Annotated in this window: 23 protein-coding genes; 7 read left to right on the plus strand and 16 right to left on the minus strand. The window is 71.2% G+C overall.

What is annotated here, in order from left to right:
- The first annotated feature begins 21 nt into the window (after positions 1 to 21).
- Positions 22 to 1,302, plus strand: coding sequence for a fumarylacetoacetase (gene fahA, locus KZ686_RS22420; protein ID WP_265633721.1), 1,281 nt, complete (start codon positions 22 to 24; stop codon positions 1,300 to 1,302).
- A gap of 278 nt (positions 1,303 to 1,580) precedes the next feature.
- Here the strand turns inward: fahA and KZ686_RS22425 are convergent, their stop codons facing one another.
- The 10 genes from KZ686_RS22425 to KZ686_RS22465 all read right to left on the minus strand — a co-directional run bounded on the left by KZ686_RS22425 (position 1,581) and on the right by KZ686_RS22465 (position 12,941).
- Positions 1,581 to 2,036 carry a hotdog family protein gene (locus KZ686_RS22425; RefSeq protein ID WP_265635373.1) on the minus strand — a complete coding sequence of 152 codons (456 nt, stop codon included), beginning with the start codon at positions 2,034 to 2,036 and terminating at the stop codon, positions 1,581 to 1,583.
- 62 nt (positions 2,037 to 2,098) lie between these two features.
- Complete coding sequence (locus KZ686_RS22430; RefSeq protein ID WP_265633722.1) at positions 2,099 to 2,908, minus strand: beta-ketoacyl synthase chain length factor; 810 nt, start codon at positions 2,906 to 2,908, stop codon at positions 2,099 to 2,101.
- Complete coding sequence (locus tag KZ686_RS22435) at positions 2,905 to 4,191, minus strand: beta-ketoacyl-[acyl-carrier-protein] synthase family protein (protein WP_265635375.1); 1,287 nt, start codon at positions 4,189 to 4,191, stop codon at positions 2,905 to 2,907. The genes KZ686_RS22430 and KZ686_RS22435 overlap by 4 nt, the downstream gene beginning before the upstream one ends.
- 125 nt (positions 4,192 to 4,316) lie before the next feature.
- Positions 4,317 to 5,279 (minus strand): class I SAM-dependent methyltransferase, encoded by a 963-nt coding sequence (locus tag KZ686_RS22440; protein WP_265633723.1) that lies wholly within the window; start codon positions 5,277 to 5,279, stop codon positions 4,317 to 4,319.
- Positions 5,276 to 6,130, minus strand: a complete 855-nt coding sequence (locus tag KZ686_RS22445; protein WP_265633724.1) for a polysaccharide deacetylase family protein — start codon at positions 6,128 to 6,130, stop codon at positions 5,276 to 5,278. The genes KZ686_RS22440 and KZ686_RS22445 overlap by 4 nt, the downstream gene beginning before the upstream one ends.
- Entirely contained in the window at positions 6,127 to 9,168 is a 3,042-nt protein-coding gene (locus KZ686_RS22450) for an MMPL family transporter (RefSeq protein ID WP_407648571.1), read from the minus strand. The genes KZ686_RS22445 and KZ686_RS22450 overlap by 4 nt, the downstream gene beginning before the upstream one ends.
- On the minus strand, positions 9,165 to 9,833 hold the full coding sequence (locus KZ686_RS22455; protein WP_407648627.1) for a LolA-related protein: 669 nt from the start codon (positions 9,831 to 9,833) through the stop codon (positions 9,165 to 9,167). Before KZ686_RS22455 ends, KZ686_RS22450 begins: the two co-directional genes overlap by 4 nt.
- Positions 9,834 to 9,952: 119 nt before the next feature.
- Entirely contained in the window at positions 9,953 to 10,906 is a 954-nt protein-coding gene (locus KZ686_RS22460; RefSeq protein ID WP_265633725.1) for an LpxL/LpxP family acyltransferase, read from the minus strand.
- Positions 10,903 to 11,313, minus strand: a complete 411-nt coding sequence (locus KZ686_RS25520) for a hypothetical protein (RefSeq protein WP_407648572.1) — start codon at positions 11,311 to 11,313, stop codon at positions 10,903 to 10,905. The genes KZ686_RS22460 and KZ686_RS25520 overlap by 4 nt, the downstream gene beginning before the upstream one ends.
- Positions 11,310 to 12,941 (minus strand): AMP-binding protein, encoded by a 1,632-nt coding sequence (locus KZ686_RS22465; protein WP_407648573.1) that lies wholly within the window; start codon positions 12,939 to 12,941, stop codon positions 11,310 to 11,312. Before KZ686_RS22465 ends, KZ686_RS25520 begins: the two co-directional genes overlap by 4 nt.
- 301 nt (positions 12,942 to 13,242) lie before the next feature.
- Between KZ686_RS22465 and KZ686_RS22470 the strand changes: the two genes are divergently transcribed.
- The 3 genes from KZ686_RS22470 (at position 13,243) to KZ686_RS22480 (ending at position 15,246) form a co-directional block, all read left to right on the plus strand.
- Positions 13,243 to 13,503 (plus strand): phosphopantetheine-binding protein, encoded by a 261-nt coding sequence (locus KZ686_RS22470; RefSeq protein ID WP_006577304.1) that lies wholly within the window; start codon positions 13,243 to 13,245, stop codon positions 13,501 to 13,503.
- Complete coding sequence (fabG, locus tag KZ686_RS22475; RefSeq protein WP_265633726.1) at positions 13,503 to 14,273, plus strand: 3-oxoacyl-ACP reductase FabG; 771 nt, start codon at positions 13,503 to 13,505, stop codon at positions 14,271 to 14,273. The genes KZ686_RS22470 and fabG overlap by 1 nt, the downstream gene beginning before the upstream one ends.
- A 184-nt stretch (positions 14,274 to 14,457) precedes the next feature.
- Positions 14,458 to 15,246 carry a glycosyltransferase family 2 protein gene (locus tag KZ686_RS22480; RefSeq protein ID WP_149316214.1) on the plus strand — a complete coding sequence of 263 codons (789 nt, stop codon included), beginning with the start codon at positions 14,458 to 14,460 and terminating at the stop codon, positions 15,244 to 15,246.
- A 263-nt stretch (positions 15,247 to 15,509) separates the two neighbouring features.
- On the opposite strand, the gene KZ686_RS22485 is transcribed toward KZ686_RS22480, so the two are convergent.
- The 3 genes from KZ686_RS22485 to KZ686_RS22495 form a co-directional block, all read right to left on the minus strand.
- Complete coding sequence (locus tag KZ686_RS22485; RefSeq protein ID WP_006577307.1) at positions 15,510 to 15,668, minus strand: DUF3309 domain-containing protein; 159 nt, start codon at positions 15,666 to 15,668, stop codon at positions 15,510 to 15,512.
- A gap of 228 nt (positions 15,669 to 15,896) precedes the next feature.
- A complete protein-coding gene (locus KZ686_RS22490) occupies positions 15,897 to 16,760 on the minus strand; it encodes an NAD(P)-dependent oxidoreductase (RefSeq protein WP_226106051.1) in 864 nt (287 codons plus the stop codon).
- A 150-nt stretch (positions 16,761 to 16,910) separates the two neighbouring features.
- Complete coding sequence (locus KZ686_RS22495) at positions 16,911 to 19,121, minus strand: cation:proton antiporter (protein ID WP_265633728.1); 2,211 nt, start codon at positions 19,119 to 19,121, stop codon at positions 16,911 to 16,913.
- A gap of 266 nt (positions 19,122 to 19,387) precedes the next feature.
- Between KZ686_RS22495 and KZ686_RS25525 the strand changes: the two genes are divergently transcribed.
- Positions 19,388 to 19,873, plus strand: a complete 486-nt coding sequence (locus tag KZ686_RS25525) for a hypothetical protein (protein WP_407648641.1) — start codon at positions 19,388 to 19,390, stop codon at positions 19,871 to 19,873.
- A gap of 268 nt (positions 19,874 to 20,141) precedes the next feature.
- Here the strand turns inward: KZ686_RS25525 and KZ686_RS22505 are convergent, their stop codons facing one another.
- Entirely contained in the window at positions 20,142 to 20,528 is a 387-nt protein-coding gene (locus tag KZ686_RS22505; RefSeq protein ID WP_265633729.1) for a hypothetical protein, read from the minus strand.
- 336 nt (positions 20,529 to 20,864) lie between these two features.
- Between KZ686_RS22505 and yjdN the strand changes: the two genes are divergently transcribed.
- A complete protein-coding gene (gene yjdN / locus KZ686_RS22510) occupies positions 20,865 to 21,296 on the plus strand; it encodes a VOC family metalloprotein YjdN (protein WP_265633730.1) in 432 nt (143 codons plus the stop codon).
- A 298-nt stretch (positions 21,297 to 21,594) separates the two neighbouring features.
- A complete protein-coding gene (locus KZ686_RS22520) occupies positions 21,595 to 24,243 on the plus strand; it encodes a heavy metal translocating P-type ATPase (RefSeq protein ID WP_456064382.1) in 2,649 nt (882 codons plus the stop codon).
- Positions 24,244 to 24,404: 161 nt separating this feature from the next.
- Here the strand turns inward: KZ686_RS22520 and KZ686_RS22525 are convergent, their stop codons facing one another.
- Together KZ686_RS22525 and KZ686_RS22530 are read right to left on the minus strand one after the other, a co-directional pair.
- On the minus strand, positions 24,405 to 25,295 hold the full coding sequence (locus KZ686_RS22525; RefSeq protein ID WP_265633731.1) for a polysaccharide deacetylase family protein: 891 nt from the start codon (positions 25,293 to 25,295) through the stop codon (positions 24,405 to 24,407).
- An 84-nt stretch (positions 25,296 to 25,379) separates the two neighbouring features.
- The gene (locus KZ686_RS22530) at positions 25,380 to 26,432 is read right to left on the minus strand and encodes a bifunctional UDP-4-keto-pentose/UDP-xylose synthase (protein ID WP_149316207.1); all 1,053 of its coding nucleotides are present in this window, start codon (positions 26,430 to 26,432) and stop codon (positions 25,380 to 25,382) included.
- Between the last annotated feature and the right edge of the window lie 4 nt (positions 26,433 to 26,436).

The following is a 26,436-nucleotide window of genomic DNA, read 5'->3' on the forward strand; positions in this document are numbered from 1 at the left end:
CCCGTCCAACGCATTGCATCCATGACCCAAGCCCAATCCTCCCGCAGCTGGATCGAATCGGCCAACGACGCCGCCACCCATTTCCCGCTGCAGAACCTGCCCTACGGCGTGTTCTCGCACGGCTCGCAGGCCCCGCGCGTCGGCGTCGCCATCGGCGACCGCATCGTCGACCTGTCGGTGCTGGACGAAGCCGGCCTGCTGCCGGCCGCGACCCGCGGCACCTTCGCCGCGCCGGTGCTGAACCGCTTCATCGCGCTGGGCCGCCCTGTCTGGCGCGAGACGCGCCAGCGCATCGCCGAGCTGCTGTCGGCCGACACGCCGACGCTGCGCGACGACGCAGCGCTGCGCGAGCGCGCGCTGGTGCCGATGGCCGGCGCCCGCCTGCATCTGCCGGTCGAGATCCCCGGCTACACCGATTTCTATTCGTCGAAGGAGCACGCGACCAACGTCGGCCGCATGTTCCGCGACCCGGACAACGCGCTGCTGCCGAACTGGCTGGAAATCCCGATCGGCTACAACGGCCGCGCCAGTTCGGTGGTGGTCAGCGGCACGCCGATCCGCCGCCCGAACGGCCAGATCAAGCTGCCGAACGAGGCGCGGCCGATCTTCGGCGCCTGCCGCAAGCTCGACTACGAACTGGAGATGGGCTTCATCGTCGGCAAGGACTCGGCCCTGGGCGTGCCGGTGCGCGTCGACCAGGCCGACGATTATCTGTTCGGCATGGTGCTGCTCAACGACTGGAGCGCGCGCGACATCCAGCAGTGGGAATACGTGCCGCTGGGGCCGTTCAATGCCAAGACCTTCGGCACCTCGATCTCGCCGTGGGTCGTCACGATGGAAGCGCTGGAGCCGTTCCGCCGCGACAACCCCGAGCAATCGCCCGAGCCGCTGCCGTATCTGCGCCAGTCGGCGCGCAACGCCTACGACATCGAACTCGAGGTCGCGCTGCGGCCGCAGGGCGCCGAGCGCGCCGAGCCGATCAGCCGCACCAACTTCCGTGCGATGTACTGGACGATGGCGCAGCAGCTGGCCCACCACACGGTGTCGGGCTGCAATGTGCGTGTCGGCGATCTGATGGGTTCGGGCACGATCAGCGGCACCACGCCGGATTCGTACGGCAGCCTGCTGGAACTGACCCGCAACGGCAACGAGCCGCTGAAGCTCGCCGGCGGCGTGGAGCGCGGCTTCCTGCAGGACGGCGATGAAGTGGTGATGCGCGGCTGGTGCCAGGGCGATGGCTATCGCATCGGCTTCGGCGAGGTCAGCGGCGAGGTGCTGCCGGCACCGAAGATCGAGGGCTGATCGCCCGCGCGCAGCAACGCCACGCGGCCCAGACTGCTGCGCAGCAACGCCACGCGAGCCGGGCCCGGACCGCCGCGCAGCAACGCCGCGCAAGCCGGCCCGGACCGCCGCGCAGCAACGCCGCGCAAGCCGGCCCGGACCGCCGAAGCAAGGCCACCCAAGCCGGGGCCGGACCGCCGCGCGGGGGACCGGGCCGGCGCGGGCCGCACCGTACCCCTGCTCAATCGGCCGTACCGTACCGCGCCGGATCCAGGCGGACGTACCGTGCCGTGCCGGACCTAAGCGGCCGGCGTGGCGTCCAGCACCACCGCCGCGCGGCCCGTCAGCAGTACGGCGCCGCCGCCACAGAGCGAGAATTCGTAGAGCACCTGTCGATTGTCGCCGCCGATGCGTTCTGCCTCGATCGTCAGCGCCCCCGCTACGGTATCGAGCCGCTCGACGAGGATCTCGACCTTGCGCACGCTGGCCAGATAGCCAAGGCTCGGCGCGGCCGCGGCGCCGGTGCGCAGCAGCGCGCCATGCACGGCCATCGCCTGCGCCGCATATTCGATGCCGCACAGCGCGGCCAGCCTTCCTTCGGCACGCAACGGATGCTCGGGCGACGCGTGGTTGCCTGCCTCGCAGCGGATGCGCTGCGCATCCCAGTCGATCACCTCGTCGAGCAGGCACATCGCGCCGCGATGGGGGATATGCGCGGCGATCCAGTCGCGCCGGACCGGCGTGCCGGGCGGCATGGCGGCCGGCGACGCGCCGACGTCGCGGGCGTCGTTGGCGTCGTTCGGGTCGTGGGCGTCGTTCACCGCCATGGCGCGACCTCGACGCGCAGCCGCAGCGGGTCCAGATAATCGAGCACCGCCGTGGTGTCGTCGCCGCGTGCCAGCGCCTGCAGCAAGGGCAGGGCGCGCGCGGCCGGGATGGCGGCGCGCAGCGCTTCCAGCGCGGCATCGGCCATCGGCGTCGGTGTCGGCGCGTCGCCTTCGAGGACCAGCGATGGCCGCAGGCTCGCCAGCGTCACCGCACCCGGCTCGGCCGTCAGCACCAGCGCGAGGCCGAACGCATCGGGAATCGGCCGCGCACTGCGCAGCGGCTCGGGATAGTCGGTGTCGTAGGCGATCAGCACGCAGGGCGCGCCGGTCGCCAGCACCTGGCTGTAGGCATCGAGCAGGCCCGCGGCAAAGCTGCCGTCGTGCGCGCACATCGCGTTGGACGGCGCCATCGCGCCGGTCGCGATGCTCCAGTAGCCGGCCGGTGCGTTGTGCACCGAGTTGTGGAAGCGGGTCGGCGAGATCATGGGATCGTCGCCGGCCAGCGATTCGCAGATCGCGTGATAGTTGTGGCCGTCCGCGCCCGAGGCGCTGAACACGGTTGCCAGCGTGGCGGCATTGCGTCCGCTGGCGGCGATCGCCTGCCGGCCCACTGCGAGCGCGAGCTTGACAGCGGGGCCGGTGCGCCGGCGCTCGGCCGACGGCAGCCCTTCCGGCGCGGGCAACGCGGTGGCGGCGTGCAAATAGGGAGTCTCCGCGCGCAGCACTGCCGCCCCTTGCTGCCAGTCCGTGAGTCCCGGACCGAGCAGGCCGATCCCTTCGACGAACACCGGCGCCGTCATGACCGTGCGCCTTGCAAATGCGCGTCGGCGCGGCCAAACAGCAGGCTGCAATTGGAGCCGCCGAAGCCGAAGGCATTGCTCAGCGCGTAGCGGAGGCGATGGCCGGCATCGGCCGTCCCGGTGCGCAGCAGATAGCCCACCGGCAGCGCGGGATCGAGCTCGGTATCGGCAATGCCGGCCGGCAGCCAGCCCTCGCGCAGCGCCAGCGCGCTGATCACCGCCTCGATCGCGCCGGCCGCGCCGAGCGTATGGCCGGTCGCGCCCTTGGTGGAGCTGCAGGGCGTCGTGCCGAACAGCGCGAGCACGGCCTTGCCCTCGGCGGCGTCGTTGCTCGGCGTCGCGGTGCCATGCAGATTGATGTAGTCGATGTCGGCCGGCGTCAGTCCGGCGTCGGCCAGCGCCTGCTCCATCGCCAGCCGTGCGCCCAGTCCGTCCGGATGCGGGCTCGACATGTGATGCGCATCGCTGGATTCGCCGACGCCGCACAGCAGCACCGCGTCGTCGGGCAGCGCCGCCGCGCCGGAGCCTGGCAGTGATTCGGGCAGGGATTCGGCCAAAGATTCGGGCAAAGATTCGGGCAACCGTTCCAGCAGCCCGAACGCGCCGCCTTCGCCGATCGAGATGCCGTTGCGCCGCGCATCGTAGGGCCGGCAAGGCTCGGCCGACACCAGCTCCAGCGAGTGAAAGCCGTACAGCGTGGTGTGGCACAGCGAATCGACGCCGCCCACCAGCGCCGCGTCGATCAGCCCGGCCCCGATCATCCGGCGCGCCGAGGCGAACACCTTGGCGCCCGACGAGCAGGCCGACGAGATCGCCGCAGCCGGACCGGTCAGGCCCAGGTACGCGCGCACGAAGGCCGGCAGCGAGAACGGGCTGTGCCGGTGCGCGTAGTCGAAGTCGGGCGGCAGCGCGCCGGTCGCGGGATCGCGACGCCGGTAGGCCTGCTCGGTCTCGAGGATGCCGCCGGTGCTGGTGCCGAGAAACACGCCGATACGGTGGGCGCCATATCGCGCGATGGCCTCGCGCACGCGCTCGGCGAAGCCGTCCTGTTCGAGCGCCAGCCGCGCCAGCCGGTTGTTGCGGCAGTCGAAGCTGGCGAATTCGGCCGGCAGCGGGGCGTCGTCGACGCCGGCGACCTCGCCGACATGGGTGCGCAGCCGCACGTCGCCGAAGCGGCAGGGCGCGAGTCCGCTGCGCTGGGCGCGCAAGGCCGCGGAGGTCGCGGCCAGGCCATGGCCCAGGCAACTGGTGACGGTGAAATGGGAGAACTGCAGGGCGGACACGGACGGGGACAGCGGACGATCGGGATGCGTTGCGGCGCGTTGCGGCGCGTCGCCGATATTGCGGGGGCGGCCGGGGTTGCCGGCGTTGCGGTCGGTGGCGGGCACCGATGGGCGGCGCGATTGTATCAAAGCGGCTCCAGCTCGCCGGTGGAGGCGGTGGTGGAGGCCGCGGCGGAGGTCGTGGCCGAGGAGCGTGCCGCCTCCTCCCGGGACGCGGCGCCGGGCTCGGCCTGCGCCGCCTGCATGGCCCGCACGGCCTGCCCCTTGGGCGCGTCCGAAGCATCGAGCGCATCGGCCGCACCGACCGCATCGACTGCATCGACCCCATCGACCGCATCGACCGAATCGAGCGTGCCGACCATCAGCACATTGGCGCCATGCGCATCGCGCGGCAGTGGCACCTCGCGCAGCGTCATGCCCATGCCGCGCAGCAGCGCGCGCCATTCGTCGGCGGGCCGGCAGGTCAGCGGGCTGGTGCGGCCGGCGCGCAGCCACTGCACCACGCGATCGACCGCGCGGCTGTAGCGGGCCCGCCAGCCCGCGCTGGCGTCGCCGACGCGCATCAGCAACCGGCCCCCCGGCGCCAGGCAGCGCAGCGCGTCGCGGAGCAGCGCCTCCTGCGCGGGGCGGTCGATGTAATGCAGCACGTCGAGCAGCACCACCAGATCGCAGGCCGCGGCGACCTCGGCCACGGCGGCGCGGGCATCGGCCTGGCGGATTTCCGCCGGCCACGGGCCCGGCTCGGCCAGCGCGGCGCGGGCGCGCTCGGCGTCGGCCGGCGTCAGCTCGATGCCGAGATAGGAGCGCGGCACCGGCGGCGCCGGCCAGCCCCGCGGCCAGCTGTCGGCATGGCATTGCTGCGCCGCCAGCAGCCAGCTGGCCAGCAGGCCCTGGCCGCAGCCGATATCGAGAATGCGTGCGCGGTCGGGGATCAGGCCCTGTGCCAGCGCGATCGCGAAGACCGGATCGTTGCGCAGCTTGAAGCGGGCGAAGTGCACGGCGAACGGGTCGGCCGCGCGGTAGCGGGCGCTGGCCCGCGCGATCAGCGCCTCGCCGGCCAGGCCCGCGGCATCGGTCCACCGTGTCATGCCGGCACCGCCTCGCGCAGCGTCACGTAGCGCAGCCCCGCCTCGTCGATGGCGCGCAGCACACGCGGCAGCACCACCAGGATCATCGGCGTGCCGGCGCGGTCGGTGCCCGGGTTGCCGTCATGCATCAGCAGGATGTCGCGCGCCGCCAGGTCCTTCAGCAGCCGCGCCTCGACCTTGTCGGGGTCGCCGCCGCGGAAGGTATCGAAGCCGCGCCGCGTCCAGCTGGCGAGCCGCAGCCCATGCCGGCACAGCGCCGGCTCCAGCAGCGGATTGCGCAGGCCGGCGGGCGCGCGGAAGAAGCGCGGCACCTGCCCGGTCAGTTCGGTCAGCAAACGCTGCGCTTCGCCGACCTCGCGCGTGATGCGGCCCGGGCCGAACGTGGAGAAGTGCAGCCAGTGGTGCTGGGTATGGTTCTCGATCGCGTGCCCGCGGCGCACGATGTCGGCCACCAGGTCGGGATGGCGCAGCGCGCGCTCGCCGATGCAGAAGAAGGTGGCGCGGGCGCCGTGCGCATCGAGCAGGTCGAGCACGGCCGGCGTGACCTCTGGATTGGGGCCGTCGTCGAAGGTCAGCGCGATGCTGTGGCCGGCGCTCGGCGGCAGCCGCAGCAGGTTCGGTCCCAGCAGCGTGCTGCGCGGCCACAGCCCGGCTCCGGCCAGCAGCAGATTGGCCGCGACCACCGAGCCAGCGGCCCAGGGCAGCGTCGCCGGCTGGGCCAGCACCGCGGCCACCGCGCCCAGATGGACGGCGGCCGCGCCGCCGATCAGCGCCGACGGCCGCCAGCTGCGGACCGTGCCCGGCGCGGCGCTCGATTGCGGCCCGGGATAGGAATTGCGCATGCGCGTCATGGTCTTGCCTCCTGATCGTGACCGGCCGCGGTCGGACGGGGCGAGGCACCCAGCATGGCCGCCGGCGCGAACACCGCAGAGAACAGCAGCGCCAGCACCGCGCCCGGACCGACCGTCTGGCCGAAGGCCTGCAACAGCGGCAGATGTGATAAGCCTAGCAGACCGAAGGCCGCCACCGTGGTCAGGTTGGCCAGCAGCAGCGAGACCAGGGTGCGCGGCGCGATCGCAGCGGGTTCGCTCGCTCCGGGCTGGTTCGTCCCTGCTTCGTTCCCTCCAGCTTCGTTCGCCAGGGTCTCGCTCGTTGGGGTCTGGTTCCCTCGGGTCTCGTTCGTTCGGACCTCATTCGCTTTGGGCCGGCTCGCGCCGAGCATGTTACCTGCGGGTTCGTCCGCCCCTGCCGTCCCGGCCGCGCCGTTGAAGAAGAGCGCGTAGTTCGAGCCCACCGCGACCAGCAGCAGCATGCCGACCAGATGCAGCAGCGACAGCGTCTTGCCGGCCAGCGCCAGCGCGGCGATCACGACCAGCGCGGCGGCGGCCAGCGGCAGCAGCGTGGCCAGCACGCGGCGCGGCGAACGCAGCGCCACCAGCAGCAGGATCGCGATGGCGGCGGCCCCGCCCAGCGACAGCCGCAGCGCCTCGCGCAGATAGCCCGCGTAGAGCCGGTCCGATTCGCCCTTCAGGTCGACGAACAGCGCATCGGCAACGCCCGCCCGGGCGATCGCGGCGCGGATCGCCGTGGGTACCGGCAGCGCGGCCGGGCTCTGGCTTGCCGCTGACGATGCGCCGGCCTTGGCATCGGCATGAGCCCCGGCACCAGCACCGGCACCAGCACCAGCACCAGCACCAGCACCAGCACCAGCACCGGCACCAGCACCGGCGTCGGCTTTGGTGTCGGCACGTGCGTCGGCATTCGGGACGGCATTGGGGCCGGCATTGGGGCCGGCACTGGCGGGGGCATTGGCCTGAGCCGCGGCGCGCAGCGGCAGCGTCGCGGTCCAGCGGCCGCCGTGCTCGGTCAGCAGCGCATCGACCGCCAGCGCCATCGACGTGCCGCGCAGATCGGCCCGCGTCAGCGGCGGCATCTCGCGTACGCGCGCGACCTCGTCGAGGAAGGGCGCGAACAGCGCCGGCTTGACCGGCAGCTCGGCCACCGCGGCCTGCAGCCGTCCGGCCAGTTCGTCCCGGGGCGGCAGCGCGGCTTGCCGCGCGCGCTGCGTGGCCTCGCTCGGCAGGAAGCGTGCCGGGCTGTCGAAGCCGCCGATCACGCCCTGGGCGACCAGCGGCGCCAATTGCGCGCCGACCCGCTCGGCGCCCTGCAGCGCCGCCTGTTCGCTGGCCGCGGACACGGTGACCAGGTAGCGCACGTCCGGGGCGCCGAGGTCGGCGCGCAATTGGGTATCGAGGGCCTGCGCGTCGGCCGGCACCGGGCTCAGCGAGGTCAGTTCCTGGCTCCACAACGGCGTGCGCTGTACGGCAACGAGCCAGACCAGCACGAGCACCGCGCCGAGCACCACGGCGAGCGCCGGCCAGCGCAGCCGAGGCGCATGCGCCGCGATGCGGGCCAGCCGGTTGCCGAGCGGGCGCAGGTCGCGCATGCGCCAGCGCGCCGGAATCAGCTGCGGCAGCACGAAGCGCGTGACCAGCGCGGCGGTGGCCAGGCCCGCGATCGAGAACAGGCCGAGCTGCGCCAGCCCCGGAAAGCCCGACAGCAGCAGCGAGGCGAAGCCGCAGATCGAGGTCAGCACACCCAGGCGCACCGTGGGCCAGAAGGCGCGCGTCCAGCGTTCGCGCGCGGCCGCGGCGGTGGCGCAAGCGCTGGCGGCGGTAGTCGTAGCACTGGCGCCAGCTGCAGCGGTAGCGAGAGCGGCAGCGGTAGTGATAGCGGTAGTGGTAGCACCGGCACCCGCGCCCAGAGCTGCGCCAGCGGTAGCGGTAGCGGCAGCGGTGCCGGCTTCAGCCGGCGCATCGTCATCCCGATCCTGCGCGGTCTGCGCGAACAGGTAGATCGCATAGTCGACCGACTCGCCGATCAGCGTGGTGCCGAACCCGAGCGTCAGGCCGTGCACCATGCCGAAGCCCAGGCTGACCGCGGCAATGCCGGCCAGCACGCCGGACAGCACCGGCACCAGCCCGAGCGCCAGCGCGGTCGGCGAGCGGTAGACGAACCACAGCAGCGCGACGATCACCGCCACGCCGATGGTCGACAGCCGCTCGACCTCGGCGCGGATGGTGTCGCGCGTCTGCACGCCGATCGCGCCCGGGCCGGACATCACCAGACGGAATTCGCCTTCCTTGGCGCCGGCCTCGGACACCGCCGCGGCAAAGGCCGAGCGGATCGCCGCCATCGCCTGCGCCTGCGCGTCCAGGTCCGAGCCGGGCGCGGCGGTCTGCGCGAGCAGCACCGCGCGGCGGCCGTCGCGCGAGGCCCAGGCGCCGTCGCGCATTGCCGCGCCGTGGCTCGGATCGAGATCGGCCAGCAGCGTCGCCACCTCGCCGGTCGGATCGCGCGGCAGCAGCGGCTTGATCATCAGCCCGGCCGACGAGCCGAGCAGATCGATGGTGTCGCCGATGGCGGCGCGCAGGCCCGCCTCGGTGAAGCGCTCGGGCGTGACGGCGGGGCTCAGCAGATAGCGGTGCGCGTACAGATAGCGCTGGTCGCGCTCGCGGTTGACCGGCTCGCCGTTGTCGATCACGGCAAAGCGTGGATCGCCGCGCAGCTTGCCGGCCAATGCCTTGGACAGCGCCGCGCGCCGGGCGCTGTCCTGCGCGGCGTCCTGGGTATTTTCGCCCGTGCCGTCATGCCTGCCGCCGCCTTCGATGCCGATCAGCAGCAGCCGCGACACCAGCCCATCGCGCAGCTGATCGACCAGCAGCTGCTGTTCGGCGCTGGGCGCGCGCGGCAGGAAGGCCGACAGGTCGGCGGTGAAGGTGGTGCGCGCCGCGATGGCCGCGCAGGCCAGCACGAAGGCCAGCCAGATCGCGACCGCCAGCCGTGCCGGCAGCGTCCTTCGGTGCAGGCGTTGGCCGGCCGCGCTCATTGGCCGCCGGTCGGCACGATGGTCATCACCGAGCGATCGCCGTCGGCCTGGCGGATCTCGACGCGCTCGAGCCGCTCGCCGGCGCCGTCGATGCGGATGGCGGCAATCGCCGCGGCCATGCGGCTGTCGGACGGCGTCAGCGTCAGCGTCCAACGCTTGGCGGTGCCTTCCAGCGCGAGCCGGTAGTACTGCTCCAGCGCCTGCCGGTTGCCGGCCAGCGTGCCGCGCAGGCTCTCGATAAAGCCCGCGAGCTCGGGATGGTTGCCGAGCGGAATGGTGGTCCTGCGGCCCGCCCGCTCGACCGTCAGCATGTCGCCCTGTACCAGCAGCGTCTCGGGCTTGGGCGCCAGCGTGCGCTTCTCGAGGCGGTCCGGCGCGACGAAGCGCAGCTCGCCGCTCGATTCCAGCGGCCGTTCCAGCATCGCCATGTACTTCTTCTCGACGAAGCGCGCGCTGCCGGCCGGCTGCCGCGCCAGCGTCGCCATCAGCCGGTCCACGCTCCAGGCCGCGTCGGCCCGGGCCGGAGGCGACTTCGTGGAAACCGCGCTGGATGCCGCCGTAGTTGCCGTTGTAGGAGCCGTTGTAGAAGCCGTTGTAGGAGCTGTCGTAGGAGCCGTCGTAGGAGCCGTCGTAGGAGCCGCCGTCGCGGCGCGGGCGAGCGGCAACTGGCAGGCCAGCGCCAGGCAGCACGCCGCGCCGAAACGAAGGCCAAGAGCGGGGGCAAAAGCGAGGGAAGGAGCGTGGGCAGGCAAGCGAAGGCTTTCGAAGATCCAGGTCATCGACATCATGCGTCCGCAGGCGCCCGCGTGGGCGCCTGCCAGAAATCGTAGAAGTTGAACCAGTTGTACGGCGCCGCGCGGCAATGCCGCTCGAGCAGCGCGACGTAGCGGCGCAGCGCGGCGTCGATGGCGGCCTCGCGCTCGGCGGCCGGCGTCGCCGAGAAGTCGGCGATCGTGTCGAAGTGGATGTCGTAGCGGTTGCCGCCGCGATACAGGCCCGTCATGAACAGCACCGGCCGGCGCAGCATCGCCGCCATCCGCAGCGGCCCGGTGGCGAAGGGCGCCGGCGCGCCGAGGAATTCGCACTGCCGCGGCGGATCGGTGGCGAGCCGGGCCAGCGTGCGGTCGGCCAGCAGGCCGAGCAGGTAGCCGCGCTCCAGGTAGTCGCGTGCCTGCAGCATCGCGTCGAGCCGGCCCAGCGGGATCACGTCCTGCCGCACCGCGGGATTGATCGCCGCCAGCACGTCGTTGAGGCGGCTGGCATTGTCCTGGTACATCATCACCGCCAGCCGCAGCGCCGGATAGCGCAGGCCGACCGCGCGCACCGCCTCGAAGCTGCCCAGATGGGCGCCGAACAGGAAGGCACCGTCGCCGCGCGCGATCGCCTGCTGGATGACCGGCTCGCCATGGACGCGGATATCGAACAGCTCCAGCCGGCCGTTCAGCAGATAGACGCGGTCATGGATCGTCGACGCGAAGGCGAAGCCCTGCCGCATCACGTCGGCAAGACCCGCCGGACGGCCGAGCGCGCGCGACAGGAACTGGCGCGAGGTGCGGCGCGCGCCCGGCGAGATCAGCAGATAGATCGCCACCACCGGCCACAGCAGCGTGCGGCTCGCGCGCCGGCCCAGGCGCAGCGACAGCCAGCGCATCACGCGCAGCAGCCGTAGATGGCTGCGCTCGGGCTGGCTGCTCCAGTCGTCCGCCGGCGCCGCGTGGCTCTTGTCCGGTGCCGTCATACCGCCGCGTCGGTCGGGCCGGCGTGGCCCGGCAGCGTCAGCACGCCGCTGGCGACGGTGCGGCCGGGGCCTTCGAGCTCGAAGCGGACCGTGTGGTCGGCACTGTGGTCGGCGCTGTCGTTCGCTTTGTCGTCGGCTTGGTTGCCGGCTTGATGGTCGGCCCGGTCCTGACCCGGGTCCTGGCTCACGCTGGCATAGCGCACCGTGACCGGCTCGTTCGGCACCACCGTCGCCAGGAATTTGACCGAGGCGAGGCGTGCAGGGTGTGGCGGGCGGCCGAGCGCCGCGGCGATGCGCAGCACCGCATGGTCGAGCAACACGACGCCCGGCACGATCGGGCGGCCGGGAAAGTGTCCCGGCAGCGCCGGATGGCCGGCCTCGATGGTGAAGACCCCCGCGCTGTTCATGCCGGTCCCAGCACGGTGGTGGGCGCACGATCGTCGTGGCGAGCGGCCTGGCCGCTCTGCAGCCGCGCCACCAGCGGCTCGAGCAGGTCGCGCGGCAGCTTGCCGGTGGCGTTGCGCGGCAGGCTGTCGACGAAGAACACGCGCCGCGGCAGGAAGACCGGATCGATGCGCGCGCGCAGCGCATGCACGATGTCGGCGGCGCTCACGCCCGGCGCGACCACCAGCGCGGTCAGGCGCGCCTCCTTGCCCAGCCCGCCCGCGGGCTCGCCGCGCGGCATGTGGAAGACGCCGTCGATCACGCCCGGGATCGCGTTCAGGTGATGGTTCAGATAGGCCAGCGAGGTGCGCTTGCCGGCGATCTTGATCAGGTCCGCCTTGCGGCCATGCAGCAGGAAGCGATGGGCGTCGAGCAATTCGATCGCGTCGTTCAGCGCCACCGGCTGGGGCAGATGGGCGGCGCTGGCGAGCCAGACGGGGCCGTCGTCGCTGTCTTGGCCCTCGTTGCCTTCGTCGCCCGTCGGAACGGTCGCGGTTTCGGCATCGTGCGTCCGCTTGAGCCGCAGCGCCACGCCGGGCAGCAGTTGCCACGCGGCATCGTGCGCGGTGCGGCGCGTGGCGATGTGGCCGGTCTCGGTGCTGCCGTAGATCTCCAGCAGCGGCGCACCGGTCCGCGCCTCGATGTCGCGCGCCAGCCGCGGCGCCAGCGGCGCGGTCGCGGACAGCAGCCGCGCCAGCGCCGGCAGCTCGACCGGCGACAGCTGCAGCGTGCGCAGATGCACCGGCGAGGCCACCAGCACGCGCGGCGCCGGCACCGCGGCCAGCGCGGCGGCGACGTCGTAGGGGTAGAAGGGATGGGCCGCGCTGAGCGCCACGCCGCCGTGCAGGGCCAGCATCACGGTGCATTCCAGCCCGTACATGTGCTGCGCCGGCACGGTGCCGACCAGCGTCGCGCCGGCCAGCGCATCGATGCCCAGCCGGGCCGCGGCGGCACGCGCATTGCGCACCATCGCGCCCCAGCTCTTGCGATGCGGCATCGGCAGGCCGGTCGAGCCGGAGGTGAACAGGTAGGCGAGCGTGCGGTCCGCCGGGATCCGGGGGATCGTGATCGGCAAATCGGCCGCGTCGCCGGCCCGATCCGCGTGTGCGTCATCGCGCGTGCCTTCGTGCGTGTCTTCGTACGTGCCCCGCAGCGTCACCCGCATGCCGGGCAGCCCGGCGCCGCTGGCGTCGCCCGCGCTGCAATGGCAGCCGGTGCCGTCGTGCAGGCAGAAGGTATCCGGGGCGAAGGTCGCCAGCTCCCGGACCATTTCCGGGGTGTGCGCCGGCGGCAGCAGGCTGATCTTGTCGGCCAGCAGGCTGGCGCACAGGCCGACGGTGAAGAGGTAGCGATCCGCGCACATATTGAAGACGTGGCGGCCGGCCGGCAGCCGGGAGGCCAGGTCGCGGACGTCGGCGAGGAAGCGCGCCACGGTGACCGGGGCGCCATCCCGGTAGGCGACGATCTGGTCGCCGCGGGTATGCGCGATCAGCGGCAGAGTCCCGGCGGACGGGTTCGCCTCGGCGCCGCCGGCAGGGCGGGCGCTGGAATTCTGTGGGCGCGATCGGCGCGGAATGCGGGACACTGGCATGGCGGCGCGGTCGGGACTTCGGCTTGGCTTCCGGGGAGGGCGGAGACTGCACTCCCGGGCCGGCGGCGAAGCGGTCCGGTCATCGATCTTTGGGGACTATGGCTGGAAGACCCGAAGTGTGGGGGTTCCGTTTCTCGCCGTGGCGGCGAGGTTGTTACCAAATTTCACCCGTATGGAGCGAACCCGATGGGCTTGGTAGCATTGCGCCCGAAGGCGGTGCCGCAGTATACCCCACGGCTTTGCGCACCCCCGGGCGCCGCCCGGCGGGCCGCCGCGACGATATAACTTACATTTAGCGACAATGACCGATCTCGAAATCGAACTGGCCCGGATGATTCTCGGCGAACTGGACATTACCGAGCTGACGCTGGACCAGGTCACGGCCGATACGCCGCTGTACGGCGAAGGCTTCGGCCTCGATTCGATCGACGTGCTAGAAATTGCACTCCTGATCTCCAAGAAGTACGGATTCGAGCTGCGCTCGGACAATCCGGACAACAAGACCATCTTTGCCACGCTGGGCAGCCTGGCGGCCTACACCGCCGCCAACCGTACCCGCTGATGCCCCCCACGCGCCGGACGCCCCGGGCGGCGCCCGCACCCGCCCACAAGCAGGCTCTGGTCACCGGCGGCAGCGGCGCGCTCGGACAGGCCATCTGCCAGACCCTTGCCGCGGGCGGCTGCCGTGTCTGGGTCCATGCCAACCGGCGCCTGGACGAGGCGCAACAGGTGGCCGAGCGCATCCGCGCCGCCGGCGGCGACGCCGAGGCGATCGCCTTCGACGTGACCGATGCCGATGCCACCGAGCAGGCCTTGCAACGCATCCTCACCGAGGGCCCCGTGCAGGTGCTGGTCAACAACGCCGGCATCCACGACGACGCGCCGATGGTGGGCATGACGCGCGAGCAATGGCGCCGTGTCATCGACGTCTCGCTGCACGGCTTCTTCAACGTGACCCAGCCCCTGCTGATGCCGATGATGCGGACCCGCTGGGGGCGCATCGTCAATATCGCATCGGTGGCAGGCCTGATCGGCAATCGCGGTCAGGTGAACTATGCTGCAGCCAAGGCGGGCGTGATTGCGGCCACGCGCTCGCTGGCGATCGAGATGGCTTCGCGCGGCGTCACGGTCAATGCGGTGGCGCCGGGCATCGTCGATTCGCCGATGGCACAGCCGGCCTTCCCGCCCGAGCGGATCCGCGAGCTGGTGCCGATGGGCCGGGCCGGCCAGCCGGACGAGGTGGCGGCGATGGTGGCCTATCTGGTCTCCGAGGCCGCCGGCTATGTCACCGGGCAGGTGCTGTCGATCAACGGCGGCATGGCGACCGGCTAGGCGAAAGGGACGCGGAGGGACGCGGAGGGACGCTGAGGACGAAAAGCGACGAAGCGGAACGAAGCAAAGGAACCAACCGTACGGCACAAACGTCGAGGAGAAGGGAGCAGTGCGCAGGCAAGGGCCGGCGGACGCCAAGCGCGGCGCGCCGGCCAGGGACAACACATTGATGGAGCACGGCCGCATGACCGAACGTTCGACCACGCATCTGGTGATCATCCCGAGCTACAACCCCGGCCCCAAGGTGCGCGAGGTCGTGCGCGAGGCGCGAGCCCAATGGAACCCGGTCTGGGTCGTCGTCGACGGCAGTACCGACGGCAGCACCGAATGGCTGCAGCAGCAGGCCGAGGCCGATCCCGGCCTGCGCGTGCTGGTGTTGCCGAAGAACCGCGGCAAGGGCGCCGCCGTGCTGCACGGGCTGGAACAGGCCGCCGCCGAGGGCTACACGCACGCGCTGACGATGGATTCCGATGGCCAGCATCCCGCCGCGATGATCGGCAAGATGCTGGAGCTGTCGCGCCGCAACCCGGACGCGATGGTGCTGGGCAAGCCGGTGTTCGACGAGAGCGCCCCGCGCGCACGGGTCTATGGACGGCGGCTCAGCAATGTGTTTGCCGACCTCGAGACGCTGTGGGCCGGCATCGGCGATTCGCTGTATGGCTTTCGCGTCTATCCGATCGCGCCGCTGTGCGCGGTGATGCGGGGCAATCGCTGGATGCGGCGCATGGACTTCGATCCCGAGGTCGCGATCCGGCTGTGCTGGCGCGGCGTGCGGCCGATCAACATCGATACCCCCGTGCGTTACTTCCGCGAGGACGAGGGCGGCGTGTCGCACTTCCACTATGTGCGCGACAACATCCTGCTGACCTCGATGCATATCCGGCTGGTGGTCGGCTTCCTGCTGCGGCTGCCGATGCTGGCGCTGCGCCGCCTGGGCGAGCGCGGCAGCGCGGGGACGAAGCCCGCGGCCTGAGCGGGCCGATTCTCGCCGGGTGTTTCCTCTCCCGAGCGGGCGAGGGCATGGGCAGAGTAGAGGCAGCAACGGCGTCTCCCATGCCGACCCACGCCGACCGACCCACGCCGACCGACCCATGCCCCTCGATACGGCCCACATCGACGGCGCAAACAAAGAAAAGGCGGTCTCTCGACCGCCTTTTCACCTGCCCGTCGCCCCCTGTCCCCAAACAAGGCGGCGGGCAGGCCTACCGGTACCGCTGCGGTTTGTGCCGCAACGCGCTACAACCTGCCCATGACGACCAGCGCGATCACGATCAGCAGGATCAGGCCAAGCCCGCCGCTGGGCCAGTAGCCCCAGCCGCTGCTGTAGGGCCACGAAGGCAGCGCGCCAATCAGCAGGATGATCAGCACGATCAGGAGAATGGTGCCTAGAGTCATGGGAGGCTCCTTTGCCGAGGGCTAGCCTGGCGGGTTTGTTCGTTGGTCTTGAATACCGTGCCACCCCTTGGTGCCGTTCGGCCGCCTAGGGGTCCGCTCCCGGTTGCTTCAACGATAGACCCGCGCCACCGGCCTCCCACCCGGTCCGGCGCTGAAAGCCATGTAGGAATCGGACGACGCGCGATGTTTTCGGAAACACGTTGGCGCGTGCCGATTCCGGGCCGAGGCTTATCGGCGCAGGCGGCGGATCAGCGACGAGGTATCGTCGCGACCGCCTCCGTCGCGCTGCAGCTCGGCATAGAACTGGTCGACCAGCGCGGTGACCGGCAGCGTGGCGCCGTTGCGGCGGGCCTCGTCCAGGCACAGGCCGAGGTCCTTGCGCATCCAGTCGACCGCGAAACCGAAGTCGAACTTGCCTTCGACCATGGTCGGTCCGCGGTTCTCCAGCTGCCACGAGCCGGCGGCGCCCTTGCTGATCACCGACAGCACCAGCGGCATGTCGAGCCCCGCGCGCTGGCCGAAGGCGATCGCCTCGGACAGCCCTTCGAGCAGGCCGGCGATCGCGATCTGGTTGACCATCTTGGCAAGCTGCCCGGCGCCCGGGCCGCCGATGCGCGTGACCGCGCGGGCGAAGGCCGAGATCACCGGCTCGGCGCGCGCGAACACCGCCTCGTCGCCGCCGCACATCACCGTCAGCACGCCGTTCTGCGCGCCGGACTCGCCGCCGGACACCGGCGCATCGATGAAGTGCAGGCCGCGCGCGTTGGCCTGCTCGTACAGTTCCCGCGCGACGTTGGCGCTGGCGGTGGTGTGGTCGACGAAGATGCAGCCGGCCGGCGCGGCGTCGAAGGCGCCGTCGGCGCCGGTCAGCACCGCGCGCAGGTCGTCGTCGTTGCCGACGCAGCTGCAGACCAGCTCGGCATCGCGCGCGGCCAGCGCGGGCGTGGCCGCCGACTTGCCGCCGAAGCGCTCGACCCAGGCCTGGGCCTTGCTGGCGGTGCGGTTGTAGACCGTGACCTGATGCCCCTTGGCGGCCAGGTGGCCCGCCATATGGAAGCCCATGACGCCGAGGCCGAGGAATGCGACACGCATGACTGCTACTCCGTGTTGTTATCGAATGTGGAAGGGAAAGATCGGTGAGACGCGCTGTGCCGCGCGTTGGGGTGGAGCGCCGGATCCGGGGATGCGCGGCGCGCCAGGGTCATGAGTATACGGGGCGCGTTCGTCCGCCCCGGGGGGCACCTACCGGCCGTCCATGCTCGACGCCCCGGCATCGCCTCCATCGAAATCGGCCGGCGCGACCTCGCCCGGCGCGCGCGGCGCCGGCACCTTGGCGGGCGGCGGGCGCGTGCGCGCGCCGTCGCCGAAGCTGCCGCGCAACGGCGGCCGCGCCAGGTTGGCCTCCCATGCCTGCCGGATCGCCCGCGCGATCTGGTTGTAGGCCTCGCGCGAGATCACGTTCTCCTCGCGCATCGCCTGCAGTTCGTGCTGGCCCTTGCGCAGCGCGAACAGCATCAGCATCCGTTTTTCCAGCGCGACGGTGTAGCTGCCGAATTCCTCGCGCATCTCCTGCAACGCCTGCTCGGCGGCGTGGAAGCGGTCCTCGAGCACGCCGTCGAGCACGGTCGCCATGCGCGCGCCGAACACCGGCGACAGCATCGCGGGGTTGTATTGCCGCAGCCGCTGCAGCACGGTCTGGCGCACGATCATCAGCTCGAAGCGGTCGGCCAGCACGCGCGCCAGCGGCCGGTCGATCGACAGGCGCCGGTGCAGGAACAGCGCGATGCGAAAGCTCTTCTGGTAGTCGAGGATGTGGCGGGCGGCGCGGTTGTAGCCGATGCGGCCCTGTTCGCGCGCGGCGTCGATCATCTGCGCGGTGTTGCGCATCATCGCGTCGAGATTGGCCACCGACACCACGCCGTTGCCGTACTCGGGAATCAGCTCGCTCTCGCGCGTGGCGAGCGTGACCAGGCCGATCGACAGCCGCGCCCGCTCGGACAGCGCGCTGTCGAAGTCGAAATCGGCCGAGCCCAGTTCGATATCGCGCCGGTAATGCGCGGCGACCTCGCGCGCGGCCGACGGCGGCAGGCCGAAGCTGTCGGCCAGGCGATCCAGCGCGCTCTCGACCTCCTCGGTCGACAGCCGGATCGCCTGGCGCTGCAGCGCCAGCTCCTGCGGCGACAGCGCGTCCAGTTCGAGCCGGCGGATCAGCCAGCGCAGCGTGGTGCCGTTGACCAGCAGGCTGACCAGCACGAAGCCGGTCGCCAGGATCGCGACGAAATGGCGCGTCTCGAGCGGCAGCGCGCGGTTCTCGGCGATGCCCAGCGCCAGCACCAGCGTGACCGCGCCGCGCAGCCCGCCCCAGGCGATCGCCAGCTTGTAGGCCGAATCGATCGGAGCGGACAGGCGCAGCCAGGTCAATACCGGCAGCAGCCCGAACAGAGTCGCCAGCCGCGCCAGCAGCGCGGCCGCGACCAGCGCCAGCAGCAGCCAGCCGTGATGCGGCGTGACGCCCTGCAGCAGTGCCGGCACCCGCACCGCGGCCAGCAGGAAGACCACCGCGCCCGCGATGCCGGCGAACTGCTCCCAGATCATGCGCAGGTGCCGCCAGTTCGGCGGGTTCAGCCGGGTCGGACCGAGCGCGCCGAGCGTCAGCCCGGCGCAGACCACCGCGACCACGCCGGACACATGCAGCAGCTGCTCGGCCAGCAGATAGAGCGGATAGGGCAGCGCCAGCGTCAGCGCGGCCTCGGCCACCGCAAGGCCGGCGAGCGCCGGCAGCAGTTCGGCGAGCAGGCGGCCGGCGATCAGCCCGCATACCATGCCGCCGCCGAAGGACCAGGCCAGCTCGGTCAGGCCGGCAGCAAGCGTGGCCTCGGCACCGTGGCCGGTCAGCATCGCGATCAGCACGCCGACCAGCGCGATCGCGGCGGCGTCGTTCAGCAGGCTCTCGCCCTCGACCAGCCGGATCAACCGGGCCGGCGCGCCGACATCGCGAAAGATCGCGATCACCGCGGCGGGGTCGGTGGTCGCCACCACCGCGCCGAGCAACAGGCAGACCACCAGGTTCATGCCGCTGGCCGCCGCGGTGACCACGCCGATCACGCCGGTGGCGACCACCACCGCCACCACCGCCAGCAGCAGGATCGGCGCGGCGTCGGGCAGCATGCTGCGGACATCAGCGGTCAGCGCCGCATGGAACAGCAGCGGCGGCAGGAAGATCCACAGATAGGCTTCCGGCGGCAGCGAAGGGTCGATCAGCGGATGCAGGAAGTGTTCGGCGAACTCGGGCAGCGTGGCGTCGATGGCCACGTAGCCGGCGCCGATCGCGATGCCGATCGCCGACAGCAGCGTCGATTCGGGCAGCCGCAGCCTCGCCGCGGCGACCTGCACCACCGCGACGATGGCCAGCAGCGCGCCGAGCAGGATCAGTACGTCGACGATGATATTCACGGGCGGGCGCTCCTGGCGCGCGCGGCAAGGCAGCGGCGCGGAAGGAGGAAGGGGAACGGCGAAAACACGGAGCGGTCCTGGCTTGCGGCGAAAGAGAGGCTCGACCTTAGCGCGAAGGCGTGGCGCAATTCAAGGTTTTGCGGCGGCGGGGGGGCGTATCGGCGCCGAGCCTGTAGAATCGCGATGTTCGACCGGCACCGCCGGGTCCTTCTGTTGTCCTCCTAGCCTGTCGGCCGCCTCGGGTCGGCAGCGTGCACGAAAACGCCATGTCCGAGTTCGATGAAGCCCGACTAGCCGCGGCCGCCTGGGTGCGCGCGCAGATGGATCGCTACGGCCTGTCGCTGGACGATCTGGTCGCGGCCGGATGTTTCTCCGGCGCCAGCCGGGCCAAACGGGGCCGCGCCGCCGCGGCGGACGCGACGGCATCGAGCCCAGCGTCCGCCGATCCGCCAACGTCGGCGAGCCCGCCAGCATTTGCCGCGGCTCCTACCGCCTCCACAGCCACCACAGCCACCACGGCTGCCCCGGCTTCCACAGCCGCCACGGCCTCCACGGCTTCCACAGCCGCCACGGGCTCCACGGCCTCCACGGCCAAGGCTTCCAGCGCGAACGAATCCGCGCCGCCGCAGGCTGCCGGCGTCCTCTATCGCAATGCATTGGGTCAGTGCTGGGATGGCACCGGCGAGATGCCCGACTGGCTGCAGCGCGCCGTCAACGCGGGCCAGACGCCCGAGTTCTATCGCGTCAGCTGAATCGATACCGCGCCGGACGGGGACGTCGCGCCGACCGGGCCCCAAGGTCGAGGGATCCCGGAGGTCGGAGAGATTCGAGAGGGTCCGAGAGGCCCGAGGGGTCCCGACAGGTCCGAGGAGTCCCGAGAGGTCCGAGGAGTCCCGAGAGGTCCGAGGAGTCCCGAGAGGTCCGGGGTCCGGGAGGTTCGAGAGGTCAGAGAGCGCCTAGCGCTTCGACAGCTCCGCCAGGGGCTGCGAGGGCCGGGGGATCGCGGCGTTCGCGCGCCGCTCAGCAGCGTGCCGGGCTCGACGGAAACAGCGCGTCGGGCGTGGCGCCCGCCAGCGTGCCCAGCGGCGAGCGCGGCGGCATATGGCGATACTGGCTCAGTTCGAGCCCCGGCAGCACCGCGGCGATGGGGCACATGGCCGCGCCGCCGGGATGCCGCGCGTGGCGGTCTTCGCCGTCGGCGGCATGGCCGCTGGCGCCATCGTCTTCCGTGTCCCGCTCCTTGTCCGCGCCCATGCAGCCAGCCTGGTCGCGCCCCAGCAGTTCCGCTTCGGCCTGCAGCTTCAGCGCCGCGTGCTGGCTCATCAGCGGCGTGGCCGCGGTGGCCTGCACCGCGCCGCACGTCGGCTTCGCCGTGCCGGCGATTCCCGGCAGGGGCAGGGCGAGCATGGCGAGAGTCAGCAGGAGGCGTTGCGGCAGACGGTTCACGAGCGGATCGGCGAGTGGCGGACAGGTGAAAAAACGGGAAGGACCGTGTCGAAGGTGGTGCGTGGCAGACGCTTAGCAGGCACCTCGCAGGCCACGCTGACGGTCAGGCCGCATTGTACCCGCAGCTCCACGGACACGACCCTGACGGCAACATGACAAAGCTGCAAGGCAGCGGGTTGGAGCGCCCCCGCGGCGCATAATGACTGCGCCTTGCGGTACGGCCGCGGGCCCGCGGCGCCGGCGCGACGGCCCGGCGCCGCCATCCATTCATCGACACGATCGACCCAGGAGACGGACATGCAGATACAGCCTTATCTCTATTTCGGCGGGCGCTGCGAGGAGGCGCTGGCGTTCTACGGCAAGGTGCTCGGCGCCAAGGTCAGCATGATGATGCGGTTCAAGGAGATGCCGGCCGAGGAAGGCGAAGCCGGCGACGGCCAGCCGCCGCTGCCGGTCGGCTGGGAGGACAAGATCATGCATGCCAGCGTGACGGTCGGGCAGAGCGAGATCATGGCCTCCGACGGCATGCCGGGCGCGCCGCCCGAGCCCTTCGCCGGCTTCAGCCTGTCGATCGTCGCGCCCTCGCTGGACCAGGCGCGCCAGTGGTTCGACGCGCTGTCCGAGGGCGGCCGCGTAATGATGCCGATGCAGAAGACCTTCTGGTCGGAGGGCTTCGGCATGCTGCAGGACCGCTTCGGGCTGAGCTGGATGGTCAACGTCACGCATTGAGCCAACGGCATTGCGTCGGAGGAATGCGGACGAGGAGCTGTGGCATCAGGGCGCGGCATCAAGGCACGGCATCGGAACGCCGCTTCAGGGCGCGGCATCAAGGCGCGGCATCAAGGCGCGGCATCGGGATGTGGCCGGCATCGGGATGGCCACAGGGCGCGGCATCATCGGGCGGCATCGGGCGGCGGCATAAAGGCACGGACTTGAGGAATTGACCGTGCCGGAGGTAGGGTGGCTTGACCCTGTAGCCGCTACAGGCTATTCAATGCCACCCATGCCACAGCCCACGGAACCTTCGATGGCCAGACTCTCGCCGGAAGACCCATCCTCCACGCCTTCCTCGTCCTGCTGCGACGCGAAAGCAGACTGTTGCAGCCAGCCCGCGCCGCAGGATGCCGGCGCCCGTGGCCACGCCCGGGGCGACAATCACGGCCACAATCACGATCACGACCACGGCCACCGCCACGATCACGGGCGCATAGACGACCACGAGCACAACCACGACCCCGGGCACGCCCACGACGACGACCACGGGCACGCTCACGGTCATGACGGCGCCAGCGATCCTCGCCACGCGGACTGCTGCCACGCCGCGCAGGCCACCCCTCCAACCCCGGCTTCCTCCTGCTGCGGCAGCGCCTGCGGCGCCGTCGCAATGCCGCCCCCGCCGAGCGAAGCCGCGGCGCCGGCCGGCGCCCGCACCGCGCGCTTTCGCATCGAGGCGATGGACTGCCCGACCGAGGAGGCGCTGCTGCGCGGCAAGCTCGGCGGCATGCCGGGCGTGGCGGGCCTGCAATTCAATCTGATGCAGCGGATCCTCACCGTGCATCACACCCTCGATTCGGAGCAGCCGCTGGTCGCGGCGATCGCCAGCGTCGGCATGCAGGCCGAGACCTTGGCGGTCGAAGGCGGCGCCTCGCCATCCACGGCACAGGCCGCGCCGGCGCCGGCCACGCCGTGGTGGCCGCTGGCGCTGGGCGGCGTCGCCGCACTGGGCGCCGAGCTGGCCGAGTGGTTCTCGTTGGCCACGCCCTGGCTGCCCGCCGCCTTTGCGCTGGTCGCGATCGCCGTGGCCGGGCTGGGCACCTACCGCAAGGGCTGGATCGCGCTGCGCAACCGCAATCTGAACATCAATGCGCTGATGAGCATCGCGGTGACCGGCGCGCTGCTGATCGGCCATTGGCCCGAGGCGGCGATGGTGATGGTGCTGTTCGCGCTGGCCGAGCGGATCGAGGCGGCCTCGCTGGACCGCGCCCGCAACGCCATCCGCGGCCTGATGGCAATGGCGCCTGAACAGGCCACCGTGCTGCAGGCCGACGGCGTCTGGCTGGCCGTGCCCGCAGGCAGCGTGTCGCCGGGTGCGGTCGCGCGGCTGCGCCCGGGCGAGCGGGTCGCCCTCGACGGCCGGGTGCTGCGCGGGCAGTCGGCGCTGGACCAGGCCCCGATCACCGGCGAAAGCGTGCCGGTCGACAAGCAGGCCGGCGATCTGCTGTTCGCCGGCTCGATCAACCAGACCGGCGAGCTCGAATACGAAGTCACCGCGCCGGCCTCGGATTCGACGCTGGCGCGCATCATCCATGCGGTAGAGGCCGCGCAGGCGAGCCGCGCGCCGACGCAGCGTTTCGTCGACCGCTTCGCGCGCATCTACACGCCGACGATCTTTATCATCGCGCTGCTGGTCGCCGTGCTGCCGCCGCTGCTGGCCGGCGGCGCCTGGCTCGACTGGATCTACAAGGCGCTGGTGCTGCTGGTGATCGCCTGCCCCTGCGCGCTGGTGATTTCCACGCCGGTCACGATCGTCAGCGCGCTGGCCGCGGCCGCGCGCCACGGCATCCTGATCAAGGGTGGCGTCTATCTGGAGCAGGGCAAATCGCTGCGCTGGCTGGCGCTGGACAAGACCGGCACCCTCACGCACGGCCGCCCGCAGCAGATCGACTACGCGCTGCTGCCCGGCGCACCGACGGGCGCCCGCGCGATCGCGGCCAGCCTCGCCGCGCGTTCGGACCATCCGGTCTCGGGTGCGGTCGCCGCGGCGGCGCGGCGCGATGGCGTCGAGATGCTGGCGGTGCAGGACTTCGAGGCGCTGCCGGGGCTCGGTGTCACCGGCACGGTCGATGGCCAGCGGTACTGGCTCGGCAACCACCGGCTGATCCACGAGATGGGGCTGTGCTCGGACGAACTGGAGGCGCGGCTGGAGGCGATCGAACGCCAGGGCCGCACCGTGGTGCTGCTGGCCGGCGGCGAGGCGAACGCGGGCGGGGCCAACGACGGCGCGGTCAACGCTGGCGCGACCAATGCAGGCGCGACCAATGCAGGCGCGGCCAACGCGGGCGCGGCCAACGAACGCGTGGGCAATGCCGGCGTGCAGGCGCTGTTTTCCGTCGCCGACACCGTCAAGCAGACGAGCCGCGACGCCATCGCCGAGCTGCACGCGCTCGGCGTCGGCACCATGATGCTGTCCGGCGACAACCCGCATACGGCGCAGGCCATCGCGGCCGAGGTCGGCATCGACGAGGCGCGCGGCAATCAGCTGCCGCAGGACAAGGCCGAAGCCGTCGCGGCGCTGACCGCGCAGACGGCAGCACAGCGGGGCCCCCGGCATGGCCGCGTCGGCATGGTCGGCGACGGCATCAACGATGCGCCCGCGCTGGCGCGCGCCGACATCGGCTTCGCGATGGGCGTGGCCGGCACCGACACCGCGATCGAGACCGCCGACGTCGCGCTGATGGACGACGACCTGCGCAAGATCCCGGCCTTTATCCGGCTGTCGCGCCGTACCGGCACGGTGCTGACGCAGAACATCGCGTTGGCGCTCGGTATCAAGGCGGTATTCCTGGCGCTGACCGTGGCAGGGCTGGGCACGATGTGGATGGCCGTGTTCGCCGATATGGGAGCGAGCCTGCTGGTGGTATTCAACGGGCTGCGGCTGGCGGGACGCCTGCGCTGAGCGTCGGCACCCGGCCGGCGCTTCCGGCCGCGGGAAAACCGCCGCCTCGGCGTGGGGCCCAGGAAAACCGCCGCCTCGCGTGGGCCCCGGGGAAAGCCGCGCTTCCGGCGCGGCCCCACAGGAAAGCAGGCTGCCGGCGCGGGCGGCGAGGCCCCCGCGCTTCAGCGCTGCACGATCAGCTCGCCGCTGCGCCCGGGCACCGTGCCCCAGGCCAGCGGCAAATGCGGCAGCCGCGTGCGATCGAGCTGTTCATACAGCGCCGCCAGCGGCGCCAGCCGATGCCCCTGCCGGCGCCATCCCTGCAGCAGGCGCTCGAACACCGGCGCCAGCTTGCCGCCCTCCAGCTCCGCATGCAGCGTGAAGACATGGTCGCGGCCGTCTTCGGTGCGGGAGAGCAGCGCCTCGTGGACGTTGTTCTCGTCGATGCCATCCGCCCCAATCAGTTCGTCCAGCGTCGGCAGCGTGGTCGGCAGTTGCACGTGGCGGCAGGGCGTGCCGTCGAGCAACGGTACATAGGGCTCGGCGCCACGGCCATCGGAGGCATAGCGCAGGCCCCAATCGTCGAGCTGCCGGAACGCTTCCGCATTCATCTGCCAGCCGGCCGCGCCATGCGTCGATGGCGGCGTGCCGAACACCGCCTCGAAGCGCTGCCACGCACGCCGCATCTGCGCGCGCGTCCAGGCAGCATCGCGCGTGCGCACATGGTCCTGCCAGTAGACGTGGTCCCAGGTATGGATGCCGCATTCATGGCCGGCATCGCGCGCCGCGCGCATCGCGTCGGCGGCGCGCAGGCCGATATCCGGGCCCGGCAGCAGCACGCCATACATCAGCGTGCGCAGGCCGTAGTGCGAGACCACCGAAGTGCGCGACACCTTTTGCAGAAAGCCCGGCCGGAACACGCGCCGCAGCGCCCAGCCGGTATGGTCCGGACCGAGGCTGAACAGGAAGGTGGCGCGGGCGTCGTGGCCGCGCAGCAGGGCGATCAGCTTCGGCACGCCTTCGCGCGTGCCGCGCAGCGTGTCGACGTCGACCTTCAGGGCGATCATGGCCATGGGTTGTCGTCGAGCTTGTGATGGAGCTTGTTGTAGCGCTCGCTGTAGCGCTTGTTGAAGAGCTTGCAGTCGGGCACACGCGGCCTAGTTGCCGGAATCCACCAGCGTGCGGGCCTCGATCACCTTCTCGCGATAGGCCTCGAAGATCCGCCGCAGCGATTCGGCCATCGTCACCGTCGGCTGCCAGCCGAGCTCCTGCATCGTGTTGTCGATCTTCGGCACGCGGTGCTGCACGTCCTGGTAGCCCTTGCCGTAGAACTCGCCGGACGAGGTCTCCAGGATGCGGCTATGGCGCGCGCTTTCCGCGTACTCGGGGTAGTCGGCGGCCATCCGCAGCATCATCTCGGCGAGTTCGCGCACCGAGTGGACGTTGCCCGGGTTGCCGATATTGAAGATCTTGCCGCTGGCGATGCCGCCGGGATTCTCGATGATCCGCATCAGCGCGCTGATGCCGTCCGAGATATCGGCGAAGGCGCGTTGCTGCGCGCCCCCGTCGACCAGCCGGATCGGTTCGCCGCGCACGATATGGCCGAGGAACTGCGTGACCACGCGCGAGCTGCCTTCCTTCGATTCGAAGATCGAGTCCAGCCCCGGCCCGATCCAGTTGAACGGCCGGAACAGCGTGTAGTTCAGGCCCTGCTCGATGCCGTAGGCGTGGATCACGCGGTCCATCAGCTGCTTGGAGCAGGCGTAGATCCAGCGCGGCTTGTTGATCGGCCCGTAGACCAGCGGCGACGATTCGGGGTCGAAGGCCTCGTCGCCGCACATGCCGTAGACCTCCGAGGTCGACGGAAACACCAGGTGCTTGCGGTACTTGACCGCCGCGCGGACGATCGGCAGGTTGGCCTCGAAGTCCAGTTCGAAGACCCGCAGCGGCTGCCGCACGTAGGTCGCCGGCGTGGCGATCGCGACCAGCGGCAGCACGACATCGCACTTGCGGATGTTGTACTCGATCCATTCCTTGTTGATGGTGATGTCGCCCTCGAAGAAATGCATGCGCGGATGGTTGACCAGCTCGCCGAGGCGGGCCGTCGACATGTCCATGCCATAGACTTCCCACGACGTGGTTTCGAGGATGCGTCGCGTCAGGTGGTGGCCGATGAAACCGTTGACGCCGAGGATCAGGACTTTCTTCATGGAC

The sequence above is a fragment of the Cupriavidus cauae genome, from assembly GCF_026210475.1.
Lineage (GTDB): Bacteria > Pseudomonadota > Gammaproteobacteria > Burkholderiales > Burkholderiaceae > Cupriavidus > Cupriavidus cauae.

Coding starts and splice junctions, on each gene's coding strand:
- fahA (WP_265633721.1), top strand. CDS start 22: ATGACCCAAGCCCAATCCTCCCGCAGCTGGATCGAATCGGCCAACGAC.
- KZ686_RS22425 (WP_265635373.1), bottom strand. CDS start 2,036: ATGCCGCCCGGCACGCCGGTCCGGCGCGACTGGATCGCCGCGCATATC.
- KZ686_RS22430 (WP_265633722.1), bottom strand. CDS start 2,908: ATGACGGCGCCGGTGTTCGTCGAAGGGATCGGCCTGCTCGGTCCGGGA.
- KZ686_RS22440 (WP_265633723.1), bottom strand. CDS start 5,279: ATGACACGGTGGACCGATGCCGCGGGCCTGGCCGGCGAGGCGCTGATC.
- KZ686_RS22445 (WP_265633724.1), bottom strand. CDS start 6,130: ATGACGCGCATGCGCAATTCCTATCCCGGGCCGCAATCGAGCGCCGCG.
- KZ686_RS22450 (WP_407648571.1), bottom strand. CDS start 9,168: ATGAGCGCGGCCGGCCAACGCCTGCACCGAAGGACGCTGCCGGCACGG.
- KZ686_RS22460 (WP_265633725.1), bottom strand. CDS start 10,906: ATGACGGCACCGGACAAGAGCCACGCGGCGCCGGCGGACGACTGGAGC.
- KZ686_RS25520 (WP_407648572.1), bottom strand. CDS start 11,313: ATGAACAGCGCGGGGGTCTTCACCATCGAGGCCGGCCATCCGGCGCTG.
- KZ686_RS22465 (WP_407648573.1), bottom strand. CDS start 12,941: ATGCCAGTGTCCCGCATTCCGCGCCGATCGCGCCCACAGAATTCCAGC.
- KZ686_RS22470 (WP_006577304.1), top strand. CDS start 13,243: ATGACCGATCTCGAAATCGAACTGGCCCGGATGATTCTCGGCGAACTG.
- fabG (WP_265633726.1), top strand. CDS start 13,503: ATGCCCCCCACGCGCCGGACGCCCCGGGCGGCGCCCGCACCCGCCCAC.
- KZ686_RS22480 (WP_149316214.1), top strand. CDS start 14,458: ATGACCGAACGTTCGACCACGCATCTGGTGATCATCCCGAGCTACAAC.
- KZ686_RS22485 (WP_006577307.1), bottom strand. CDS start 15,668: ATGACTCTAGGCACCATTCTCCTGATCGTGCTGATCATCCTGCTGATT.
- KZ686_RS22490 (WP_226106051.1), bottom strand. CDS start 16,760: ATGCGTGTCGCATTCCTCGGCCTCGGCGTCATGGGCTTCCATATGGCG.
- KZ686_RS25525 (WP_407648641.1), top strand. CDS start 19,388: ATGTCCGAGTTCGATGAAGCCCGACTAGCCGCGGCCGCCTGGGTGCGC.
- KZ686_RS22505 (WP_265633729.1), bottom strand. CDS start 20,528: ATGCTCGCCCTGCCCCTGCCGGGAATCGCCGGCACGGCGAAGCCGACG.
- yjdN (WP_265633730.1), top strand. CDS start 20,865: ATGCAGATACAGCCTTATCTCTATTTCGGCGGGCGCTGCGAGGAGGCG.
- KZ686_RS22520 (WP_456064382.1), top strand. CDS start 21,595: ATGGCCAGACTCTCGCCGGAAGACCCATCCTCCACGCCTTCCTCGTCC.
- KZ686_RS22525 (WP_265633731.1), bottom strand. CDS start 25,295: ATGGCCATGATCGCCCTGAAGGTCGACGTCGACACGCTGCGCGGCACG.
- KZ686_RS22530 (WP_149316207.1), bottom strand. CDS start 26,432: ATGAAGAAAGTCCTGATCCTCGGCGTCAACGGTTTCATCGGCCACCAC.